We start from the raw sequence: 8,840 nt of genomic DNA, 5'->3' as shown, positions 1-8,840 counted from the left end.
AAAAAGGGGGTAGGGGTGTTGTTTTTCCCCCCCCCCCCCGAAACACAATATTATCAAAACTAAAATTATTTCTTTTCAGTTTCTGCTTCTTTTTTCTCGGCAGCCTTTGTAGCCTTTTCACCAAAACGATTTTCGGTAAACTCTCTCGATATCGCTGCTTTTTCAAATTTCAGCTTTCCGGAAAGCGTTTCAATAACAACTCCGTCTTCCTGAATCTGAGCAATTCTTCCGTGAAGACCAGAAGTAAGCACTACTCTGCTTCCCACTTTAAGGTCATCCTGAAATTTTTTTTCCTGCTTCTGTTTTCTCATCTGCGGTCTGATCATCAGAAAATAAAATCCGACAATCATCACTCCCATCATCATCAACATGGTGGTAGAGTTTCCCTGTGCAGGTGCTTGTAAAAATAATGTCAACATAAATACTTAATTATGGTTGAATATTGGCATTGAATGTCAATTTGATAGGAGCATTCTCTACGTTGGCGAAAACATCAGCATATTTTTGTACGTTTCCGTCAAAGTTAGCAGAATCAAAGCTTAAAGTAATTTTTCCTTTTTTACCCGGCATAATAGGGTCTTTTGTAAAATCAGGAGCAGTACATCCGCATCCAGGTTTTACTTCAGAGATAATTAATGGGTTTGTTCCTGTATTGGTAATTTCGTAAACGTGGTTTACTTTTGCACCTTTTTTAATATTTCCAAAATCGAAATTGCTTTCAGATAATGCAATGGTAGTCGTAGGCTGATTAGATTTTACAGGAGCTGCAGCTTCTGTTCCTGTAACAGCTGGAGCCGGAGCAACAGATGTTGTCGTAGAATCGGCAGAAGGAGCATTTGTAGAATCCACTCCTGAAATTTCAGTATTTTCTGTCGTTTTATTTTCTTCTTTTTTACAAGAAACCAATCCGAATCCGATAACAGACAAAGCAATTATTGATAATGTCTTTTTCATATTAAATTAATTTTAATTTATATTCTATTTAAATCTTTACAGTATTTATCTAAAATCCCGTTGATGAATATATTCGATCTGTCAGTAGCAAAGACTTTTGCAATCTCAATATACTCGTTAATGATAACTCTTGAAGGGGTAAAAGGAAAATTATCAAGTTCAGAAATGGCAGTTGTTAAAATCACTTTATCCATTAATGCAACTCTCTCCAAATCCCAGTTTTCCAAACGCTCAGAAAGCTTTTTCTCATTCGCTTCCCAGTTGTTCAGTGTATCTCTTAATAATTTGCTTGCAAAAGTTTTGTCTTCCTCATCTTTAATCATTTTAATTAACGTACGGCTCTCTTCATCTTCCTTCAGGAAACCGATCGTTTTCTGAACCATTGAGTTGGCAATATGAATATCATCCGCCCAGGTAAGCTCTCTGTCGCCAATATAATCGTGAAAATCATCATTTTCGGCAATATAACGTAAAAATAATTTTCCGATAAATTTCTGATCTTCTTCAAAAGAGTATCCTTCTTCTTTCATAAAATCCTGATAACGCTTTCCTGCAGTCATTCTCTGGAAAGTTTTCACCAGCATATCGTCATGCAAATCCCACTTTAAATCTTTATGCTGACCGGAGAAGAACAATCTTTCCGGGTTTTCTTCAAGCTTTTTTAAAACCTGATTGTTGATAAATTTTTGATTGGGATTGACATCAGAATCAGTCTTGAAGTATTTGTTTTTACCAATTTCCATCTGATGTTCTGCCAAATCTTTTAGACCTACTAAAAAATTAAGCTGATAAATATAGAGGTTGTAAATTTTCTCTATACCCGAAAACATGTTCTTTTCTAAAACATCTATTTTTACAGGATTTTGGTAGTACGAATATACACTTTCTACTACTTTTTCACGGATTTGTCTTCTTCCTAACATTCAAAGAGCTTTTTATGGGTGCAAAGATATGAAATTTAAAATTTATGAAATTCTCAGTCTCCTTCAATTTTCGTAATTTTGTGAAAGTTTATGAAAGCACTGAAAACTCTGAACCCTTACTTTTGGAAACACAAAATATTATTGTTTTGGGGGTTACTATTCATCATCGCCAGTAATTTTTTCAACATTTATAAAGTACAGTTTGTCGGACGATCAGTAGACGAACTCACAAAACACGGCAATTTAGGTTTCAACAGACAGGTTCTTATTTATGTTGCCATTATTGTCGGTTGCTCACTTCTTACCGGATTTTTCACTTTTATGATGCGACAGACCATCATCGTTGCTTCAAGAAGAATTGAATACGAGCTGAAAAATAAAATCTACAGGCATTATCAGGATTTATCACTTACAGACTACAAGCAAACCACTATCGGAGATTTAATGAACCGATTAAGTGAAGATATCGTAGCAGTAAGAATGTATTTGGGGCCGGGTGTAATGTATGTAGTAAATCTCGTGGTGTTATTATTAATCACTAGTGTTTATATGGTTAAAACAGATGTTTCCATGACCTTATGGACTTTGTTACCATTACCTGTTTTATCGTATATTATTTTTAAAGTAAGCTCAATTATCAATAAGAAATCGAAAATAATGCAGAAAAGCCAATCTGCGATTTCCACCTTTGTGCAGGACAGTTTTTCAGGAATCAGAGTGGTAAAATACTTCGCGAAAGAAAAATATATTCAGAAAAATTACGGACTGAAGGTAAACGATTATCAGGACAAGGCTTTAGATTTAGCAAAAACAGAAGCATATTTCTTTACCATTATTTTATTTGTAATCGGATTACTGAACGTTGTCGTTATTTTAATTGGTGGACAAAAATATATTGCCGGAGAATTAACTGTCGGTAAAATCGCTGATTTCTTTATGTATATCAACATTTTGATCTGGCCTTTTTCTATGGTGGGTTGGGTAACTTCCATCAATCAAAGAGCGGAAGCTTCTATGCAGAGAATTAACGAATTTTTGGAGAAGCAATCTGAAATTTATAATAAGAATTTTGAAAACTATCCTATTAAAGGAGATATTGAATTCAAAAACGTTTCTTACGTTTATCCGAATACAGGAATTAGAGCTTTGGATAATTTAAGTTTTAAAATAGAAGCCGGAAAATCTTTAGCCATTATGGGAAAAACAGGAAGTGGAAAATCGACCATCGCCCTTCTACTTTGTAGACTGATTGACCCTACGGAAGGCGAAATTTTAATCGACGGAAAAAACCTGAAAGATCATAATCTGACCAATTACAGAAATTTCATCGGCTATATTCCGCAGGAAAGCTATCTTTTTTCAGATTCTATTGAACACAACATCGGTTTTTCCATTGACAATCCCACCCACGAAAAAGTGGTGGAATATTCTAAAATTGCAGATGTACATAAAAACATCGTGGAGTTTAAAGATCAGTATGAAACTCTTGTCGGAGAACGTGGGGTGATGCTTTCAGGAGGTCAGAAACAGAGGATATGTATTGCGAGGGCATTAATTAAGGACCCAAATATTATTATTTTTGATGATTCGCTTTCCGCTTTAGATACAGAAACCGAACAGAACATCCTTGAAAATATTGATGCTAAAATTCATAATGCGACTTCTATAATCATCACACACCGAGAGTCTAGCGCTCAGAGAGCCGATAAAATCCTAAATCTTAACGAAATTACCAATTCGACAACAGCATAGTCAAAATATTTTGAATTGTTAAAAAAATCATAAAAAAAATTTTGTGGTTGACAGAAATATTTTATATTTGTTCTTAACAAGATTAAAAAATATCTAATAATGAGTGAATACAAGGAACGCCATGAAAATGAAATTTTCACTAAGGTGTTAAAAGCGGGGAGAAGAACTTATTTCTTTGATGTGCGCGAGACGAAAGCGGGAGATTATTATCTTACGATTACCGAAAGCAAAAAGAATTTCGGAGAGAATGGAGAAGCTACATTCGAGAAGCATAAAATCTATTTGTATAAAGAAGATTTTAAAAGTTTTCAGGAGATGTTTAATGAGTCCACAGATTTCATCATTAACGAAAAAGGTGAGGATGTTATTTCAGAAAAACATGATAAAGACTTCAAAAGCAGAACATACACAATTGATTCTGACGACGAGGTTTAATTAAAAAGAATTTCTAAAAACACAAGCATCTGAAAAAAGATGCTTTTTTTGTGCCCCAATTTTAATTCATTTATAAAATAAAAAAGTACACTATAAAAGTGTACTTTCTTGGGGTGAATGATGGGTCTCGAACCCACGACCTTCGGAACCACAATCCGACGCTCTAACCAACTGAGCTACAATCACCGTTTTGTGAGTGCAAATATAGGAAAGATTTCCCAACTACCAAACAATTCCGTCAAAATTTTTCAAAGAAATTAGCTTCTCAGACGTAAATCCCTCAGCATAAGTCACTCCCGATAATCTTCCTAAATCCTGTGCACGGTAAGTTAAGCTCTCATAAAAGTCTTTTGATGTAATTGGTGTTTCTGGTTCTTTCGAAGTCGGATCATAAAACTGAGTTTTAAATGCCATACATGCTTCCAGCTTTTTATTTAAGTGCTCAGAAATATCAATACAGAATTCCGGTTCGATATTTTTCCATTGGATATAGTGAAAAATATGTTTCGGCCTCCAAACCTCCTGAATTTCTCCGTCCAAAACTGTTTCAATTTTCCTCAATCCGGCTAAAAAGCACGCATCCGACTCTAATTTCGCTGCTTTTGCATGATCTGGATGTCTATCATCAATTGCATTAGCCAAAACGATTTCAGGCCGGTATTTGCGGATCATTTTTACCAACTCCATCTGATATTCTTCAGAGTTGACCAGAAATCCATCTTTCAAGCCTAAATTTTCTCTTGCGGCAACTCCTAAAATTTTAGCCGCTGCTGCAGCCTCTTCTTTTCTTGTGAGATCCGTACCTCTTGTTCCTAGTTCACCTCTTGTAAGATCAACAATAACACAGGTTTTTCCCTCAGAAATTAGTTTTGCTATAGTTCCGCCACAACCTAATTCTACATCATCAGGATGAGCACCGAAAGCGAGTATATCTGTTTTCATGTTTCAAAGGTAAGATAAAATAAAAACTTCCCAAACATAACGAATGGGAAGTCTATATATTAACAATTTAAATTTTAAACTATTTGTTGATCTCTGCATTAAGCTTTACTGCATCCTGATAAGACGGATCTAATTGTAATGATTTTGCAACATAATCTTTTGCTTTAGCCAAATCTTTATCTTTTTCAAGGTAAGCAACGGCAAAGTATGCATAAGCAAGAGTCTGTTTGTTAGCTTCAACTTCAGCAGGCTTTACTGTTGAAATAAATTTCTCGTAAGAAATTTTCGCAGCATCATTATTTCCTGCTTGTTGGTAAGCATAGCCCTGACTGTAATAAGCAGGTGCCCAATCCGGAAGTAACCCGATCATCTTTTGCCATGTCAACACAGCTCCATTCCAGTTTTTAGCATCTTGGTAAGCATTTGCCAATTTGTAAAGAGCATCAGAATCCTGTGGATTTGCAGCTACCTGTTTTTTAGCAGCTTCAATTTCAGGGGTAGTCGGTCCTGCATCTGCCGAAGCTTGTGACGCGCCGCCTCCATTGATTTTAGCTAACTCCATATCCCATTTGAGAGTCTCATCTTTTGCACTTTTTGCAATGGCAATCTTTTGTTGAGATTCTGCCTGTAATGCTGACTTTTTAGCCGCATCAGTTTCTGTCTTAGCCAAACCTGCAGCTATTAATCCCATTAACCCTTGATCTGCAGGCTGTACTCTTGATTTATCTGCCTGGGAAACAAAAGTATCCATGTTTTTCTTAGCTTCTGAATATTGTCCGTCAGCATAGTTTACATAAGCTCTCAACTTAAACTTGATAGGATCATTAATTTTATCAAAAATCTTATCTAAAATAGCTTTTGAGTTCGCATAATCTTCATTGGTAAAATACAGCTTTGCAATTTCCAATTGGGTATAAGGATCCTCATCAGCATATTTTGTATAATTGATCAAATCCTGAGTTGCTTTCGCATTTTCCTGATATTTAATATTATATGCAGCTAATGCTTTATAAGCAGGCGCGTAAGTAGCGTCTGTAGCAACTGCTTTGTCTAGGCTTGTTTTAGCTTGTTGCCATTGCTGAGCAGCCATCCAAAGCGTACCGATTCTTGTATGAACTGAAGCTTTATTTTTAGCTAATGGTAAAGCTTTGTCATAAGCAGACATTGCATCTCCGGGAATTCTTTTTAATCTGTAAGCATCTCCTAAAGTATAGTAATAATATGCAGGTACTTCTTTTTTAGAAGCTCTTTCAATAGCTTTATTCAAAAACTGAATTGCTAAATCAGGAGAGTTATTTTTATCGAATAAAGTCAATGCTTCGGCAGCTCTATACTGAACTTCAGCATCTTTTTCTCTGGATTCGGCAATTTTTTGAATTTCAGCAATAGCTGACTTATCACCTTTCCCTAATTTAACTGTTGCTAAACCAATTTGGTTTAAATAACTTTTTTTATCAACTGCCAAACCTTTATTAAAATTTTCCGTAGCTGCAGCAAAATCAGGCTCAGCTTGTCTTAAGAAAGTATTTCCTAAGTAAAAATAGTTTTCTGCTGTAGGCTCTTTTGCAATCATCGCGGAAAAATTGGTTTTTGCAGCTGCGAATTTATCGCTATCAATACTGTTTATACCATCCTGTAATGATTGTGCAAAAGCAAAATTGGTAAAAAATACCACTGCTGCACCTAAAGCAATCTTCTTTACATTCATAATCATTATATCTTTCATTATTATTTTAAACTTGTAATTTTAAAAAACCGAATTACAATTACACAATTTTCAGACCAAAATAATGCATTTATATGGTTTAAAAGGTAATATTAAGAATTTTTAACGCATTTGAACTTCGCGTCTGTAGATATTATATGGCTGTAAGCCCTCTTTCTCGACAATCATTTGCCCCAATTGAGTGCAAGAATATCTGATGAAACCATTGGCGATGTTAAAATTTCCTTCATTTGTTAAGAAATAGAGAACTCTTGTGAAAGGATACCTCATGTCTTTAAGACCCTCAGAATCTGGAGAGTAAGATTTCCCATTATCCATAACTGGAAGAATTTTAATCATTTCTCTCAAATTCTCTGCTCCTTTGTCATAGGGTCTGCTAATAGTATTCAAACCAATCACTCCAATTTTATTCGGATATTTTTTTAGTTCTTCAATAACGTTAACACTCCCCGGAATAATAGAAAATTTTAAATCTTTTGGTTGCTTTTTAAGTTTTTGGGCAACAAAGTTTAAATTACTGGAATTGGTTCCGTCAAAAACAAAATTTTTGTCTTCTGACTGTAAGCCATTTTTTATTTCATCTATTGTAACGCTTGATCTCTCAGAATCTTTTGGAACAAAAAAAACAACAGCATCTGCAGCAAATTTTGCAGGAATAATTTTCATGTCAACTTTCTCTTCATACGCTTTAATCTCTTCTGGAGATAATTCTTTTGACATCACAGAAATCCTAACCTTGTCATTAAGTAAATCGAGAAAACCAAGGTCTTCTTTATTTGTGACAACAGTAATCTTTGTCTCAGGATAACTAATCATGTATCCTTCTACTAATGCTTCTGTTACACTCTTGAACGATTCATCAGTTGAAATAATCATTTCACCTTTATTGTAAGCTACTTTTGACTCTGTTTTTTTTGAACAACTTACAAAAAATAATGCCAACAAAAAGAACAATATTTTCATTTTATTCTTCATCTTCCTCTGTATTTCTAAATTTAGATACAGCCCTCCAGATTCTGAAGATTCCGTAAAGTATTAATACTGCTCCTAAAGCATAAGAATAGATAGGTTCGAAGAATTTGTAGATCATCATTACGATTCCTAAGACTACGTAACAAATTCCTGCGACTAAAGACAACCAATTGAACATCATACAACAAAAATATTAAAAAAAATAAAAAAGAGAGACATATGTCTCTCTTTTTATAATTTATTTTAAATAAATTACCCCTCAAAATTCATTGAAACAGGGAATCTAAATCTGTAGCGAACAGACTGGCCGTTAATTTTGGCCGGAGTCCATTTGTTCTTGATAGATTTGATTGTTCTAATAGCTTCTGAATTAAAATCAGAATTTTTACCATTAGCTTTTACGTCTGTAATAGTTCCATCTCTCTCAACAACAAAAGTGATTTCAGTTTTTACAGCACCTTCATCACCGTTCATAGCAGAACCGTCAAAGCTGTTCTGGAATTTATTTCTAAATGCATTAATACCACCAGGGAATTCAGCAGTTTGCTCTACTTCACTATACACCTGGGTATCACTCACCTGAGGTTTTACTTCGGCAGTTGAAGCCTTAGTTCCTGTTGATGGTGGCGGTGGCGGTGGTGTATAAGCCGGAGCTTTTACTCCCTCCTGATTAACCAAACCTGTAGTTGTTTCTAACTGCTTAGAAATTGGCGGCGGCGGAGTCTCCACTTTTGGAGCTTTTACCGGTTCCGGAACTACATTTTGGATGATCTCAATTTTCTCCTCCTCAACTGGTGGTGGAGGTGGTGGAGGTGGTTCTTCTTCTTTAGGCTGCTCGATAATCGGATCTTCTTCGATAATTTCTACCAAATCAGATTTTACTTCTACAGCATCCTTTTCATTCATACTTTTAATTGTCATATAAATGAAAGGAGATAAAGCAGTTACCAAGAATAATCCTGTACCAATGATAAAAGACTTCGTCAGTAATCTAGGATACTGATGTCTGATATCGTAAGCACCATATTCTTTATTTCTATTTTCAAATACAATCTCGTCTAATGTAAGATTTTGACTGTATACATTTTCATCTGCCATTGTATTGCAAATTTAATTGTTAAACTCTTTGTAATAAC

Annotated in this window: 10 protein-coding genes and 1 tRNA gene; 2 read left to right on the top strand and 9 right to left on the bottom strand. The window is 34.9% G+C overall.

What is annotated here, in order from left to right:
* Positions 1-65: 65 nt before the first annotated feature.
* The 3 genes from yajC to nusB are packed head-to-tail and all read right to left on the bottom strand — an operon-like array spanning position 66 to position 1,877.
* Positions 66-419 carry a preprotein translocase subunit YajC gene (gene yajC / locus ACR1PN_RS16765; RefSeq protein WP_378180998.1) on the bottom strand — a complete coding sequence of 118 codons (354 nt, stop codon included), beginning with the start codon at positions 417-419 and terminating at the stop codon, positions 66-68.
* 10 nt (positions 420-429) lie between these two features.
* Entirely contained in the window at positions 430-954 is a 525-nt protein-coding gene (locus ACR1PN_RS16760; RefSeq protein WP_433980955.1) for a DUF1573 domain-containing protein, read from the bottom strand.
* A gap of 17 nt (positions 955-971) precedes the next feature.
* Positions 972-1,877, bottom strand: coding sequence for a transcription antitermination factor NusB (gene nusB, locus ACR1PN_RS16755; protein WP_378181004.1), 906 nt, complete (start codon positions 1,875-1,877; stop codon positions 972-974).
* 90 nt (positions 1,878-1,967) lie between these two features.
* Between nusB and ACR1PN_RS16750 the strand changes: the two genes are divergently transcribed.
* The gene (locus ACR1PN_RS16750) at positions 1,968-3,629 is read left to right on the top strand and encodes an ABC transporter ATP-binding protein (protein ID WP_433980954.1); all 1,662 of its coding nucleotides are present in this window, start codon (positions 1,968-1,970) and stop codon (positions 3,627-3,629) included.
* Between the two features lie 99 nt (positions 3,630-3,728).
* Positions 3,729-4,064: a DUF3276 family protein gene (locus ACR1PN_RS16745; protein ID WP_029295477.1), complete on the top strand. Its 336-nt coding sequence runs from the start codon at positions 3,729-3,731 to the stop codon at positions 4,062-4,064.
* 109 nt (positions 4,065-4,173) lie between these two features.
* Here ACR1PN_RS16745 and ACR1PN_RS16740 read toward each other — a convergent pair.
* The 6 genes from ACR1PN_RS16740 to ACR1PN_RS16715 all read right to left on the bottom strand — a co-directional run bounded on the left by ACR1PN_RS16740 (position 4,174) and on the right by ACR1PN_RS16715 (position 8,802).
* Positions 4,174-4,250: transfer RNA gene (locus ACR1PN_RS16740), tRNA-His, on the bottom strand.
* A 36-nt stretch (positions 4,251-4,286) separates the two neighbouring features.
* Positions 4,287-5,006, bottom strand: a complete 720-nt coding sequence (gene bshB1, locus ACR1PN_RS16735) for a bacillithiol biosynthesis deacetylase BshB1 (protein ID WP_433980953.1) — start codon at positions 5,004-5,006, stop codon at positions 4,287-4,289.
* A gap of 79 nt (positions 5,007-5,085) precedes the next feature.
* Positions 5,086-6,732: a tetratricopeptide repeat protein gene (locus ACR1PN_RS16730; protein ID WP_378181013.1), complete on the bottom strand. Its 1,647-nt coding sequence runs from the start codon at positions 6,730-6,732 to the stop codon at positions 5,086-5,088.
* 102 nt (positions 6,733-6,834) lie between these two features.
* Positions 6,835-7,707: a PstS family phosphate ABC transporter substrate-binding protein gene (locus ACR1PN_RS16725; RefSeq protein ID WP_433980952.1), complete on the bottom strand. Its 873-nt coding sequence runs from the start codon at positions 7,705-7,707 to the stop codon at positions 6,835-6,837.
* On the bottom strand, positions 7,697-7,885 hold the full coding sequence (locus ACR1PN_RS16720; RefSeq protein WP_433980951.1) for a DUF308 domain-containing protein: 189 nt from the start codon (positions 7,883-7,885) through the stop codon (positions 7,697-7,699). Before ACR1PN_RS16720 ends, ACR1PN_RS16725 begins: the two co-directional genes overlap by 11 nt.
* Positions 7,886-7,956: 71 nt before the next feature.
* The gene (locus ACR1PN_RS16715; RefSeq protein ID WP_433980950.1) at positions 7,957-8,802 is read right to left on the bottom strand and encodes an energy transducer TonB; all 846 of its coding nucleotides are present in this window, start codon (positions 8,800-8,802) and stop codon (positions 7,957-7,959) included.
* Positions 8,803-8,840: the final 38 nt, after the last annotated feature.

Origin of the sequence: Chryseobacterium sp. RLHN22 (genome assembly GCF_051011795.1) — a bacterium.
Classification (GTDB): Bacteria; Bacteroidota; Bacteroidia; order Flavobacteriales; family Weeksellaceae; genus Chryseobacterium; species Chryseobacterium zhengzhouense.
This window is presented reverse-complemented; position numbering and strand designations above follow the sequence as displayed.

What these genes read in the sequence shown, in the direction of transcription:
- ACR1PN_RS16750 (WP_433980954.1), top strand. Translation starts at nt 1,968, where the DNA reads ATGAAAGCACTGAAAACTCTGAACCCTTACTTTTGGAAACACAAAATA.
- ACR1PN_RS16745 (WP_029295477.1), top strand. Translation starts at nt 3,729, where the DNA reads ATGAGTGAATACAAGGAACGCCATGAAAATGAAATTTTCACTAAGGTG.
- yajC (WP_378180998.1), bottom strand. Translation starts at nt 419, where the DNA reads ATGTTGACATTATTTTTACAAGCACCTGCACAGGGAAACTCTACCACC.
- ACR1PN_RS16760 (WP_433980955.1), bottom strand. Translation starts at nt 954, where the DNA reads ATGAAAAAGACATTATCAATAATTGCTTTGTCTGTTATCGGATTCGGA.
- ACR1PN_RS16715 (WP_433980950.1), bottom strand. Translation starts at nt 8,802, where the DNA reads ATGGCAGATGAAAATGTATACAGTCAAAATCTTACATTAGACGAGATT.
- ACR1PN_RS16720 (WP_433980951.1), bottom strand. Translation starts at nt 7,885, where the DNA reads ATGATGTTCAATTGGTTGTCTTTAGTCGCAGGAATTTGTTACGTAGTC.
- bshB1 (WP_433980953.1), bottom strand. Translation starts at nt 5,006, where the DNA reads ATGAAAACAGATATACTCGCTTTCGGTGCTCATCCTGATGATGTAGAA.
- nusB (WP_378181004.1), bottom strand. Translation starts at nt 1,877, where the DNA reads ATGTTAGGAAGAAGACAAATCCGTGAAAAAGTAGTAGAAAGTGTATAT.
- ACR1PN_RS16730 (WP_378181013.1), bottom strand. Translation starts at nt 6,732, where the DNA reads ATGAAAGATATAATGATTATGAATGTAAAGAAGATTGCTTTAGGTGCA.
- ACR1PN_RS16725 (WP_433980952.1), bottom strand. Translation starts at nt 7,707, where the DNA reads ATGAAGAATAAAATGAAAATATTGTTCTTTTTGTTGGCATTATTTTTT.